This is a genomic window from Ruminococcus sp. MCC718 (assembly GCF_018783905.1).
Lineage (GTDB): Bacteria > Bacillota > Clostridia > Lachnospirales > Lachnospiraceae > Hominisplanchenecus > Hominisplanchenecus faecis.
On the sequence record NZ_WQNP01000031.1, the window covers coordinates 1 to 873 of the forward strand.

Below are 873 nucleotides of genomic sequence, written 5' to 3' on the forward strand. Positions count from 1 at the left end.
TTGCGATTTGGTTTTGAGTTGATAGAATATATCGCTTCACTTTATAATTGTGAGATTGAGATTATTGATAATACTGAAAAATCTGAACAGCAGGAACTTGTTGAAGATCTGGTTCAAATAATCACAGTATTCAGTTGCAAATTACAAGGAAAACGAGCGGACAAAGCTAAGAAACTTATCCGAGAATTGATACAGGAGGAAACAGATGGTAAAAGCCATAAAAGTAATGTTGATACCAAACAACGTACAGAAAACTAAGATGTTTCAGTACGCAGGAGCTTCAAGATTTGCTTATAACTGGGCTTTGGCCAGGGAAAAAGAAAGCTACGAAAAAGGTGGCAAATTCATTTCAGATCCAGAACTCAGAAAAGAATTTACAAAGCTTAGACATTCTGATGAATACGCATGGTTATTAAATATTTCAAATAATGTAACCAAACAGGCAATCAAAGATGCTTGTACTGCGTATAAGAACTTTTTCAAGGGTTTGCAAAAATTCCCAAGATTCAAGTCCAGAAAGAGATCAATGCCGAAGTTCTATCAGGACAACGTTAAGATACGATTCAGTAATACCCACGTTAAGCTTGAAGGTTTTTCTTCCAGCAGGAAAGCAAATAAGCAAAAAAAGAATTGGGTAAGACTTGCAGAACATGGACGTATTCCAACAGATGTTAAATATATGAATCCGAGGATATCCTTTGATGGATTGAACTGGTGGATCAGTGTATGTGTAGAATTTCCTGACTGCAAGGAAACACTTAATGATGATGGAGTTGGCATAGACTTAGGAATCAAAGACTTAGCTGTCTGCTCTGATGCCGTTAAGTATAAGAACATCAATAAGAGTCAGAAAGTAAAGAAACTAGAAAAACA

Annotated in this window: 1 protein-coding gene and 1 pseudogene; both read left to right on the plus strand. The window is 35.9% G+C overall.

The window, feature by feature from the left end; all coding sequences use genetic code 11:
• Window positions 1-258, plus strand: a pseudogene (locus GPK60_RS03845) (hypothetical protein); the annotation flags it as partial.
• The coding region (locus tag GPK60_RS03850) for an RNA-guided endonuclease TnpB family protein (protein ID WP_215658885.1) at window positions 206-873 on the plus strand (668 nt) is incomplete at its 3' end. The pseudogene GPK60_RS03845 and the gene GPK60_RS03850, both read left to right, overlap by 53 nt.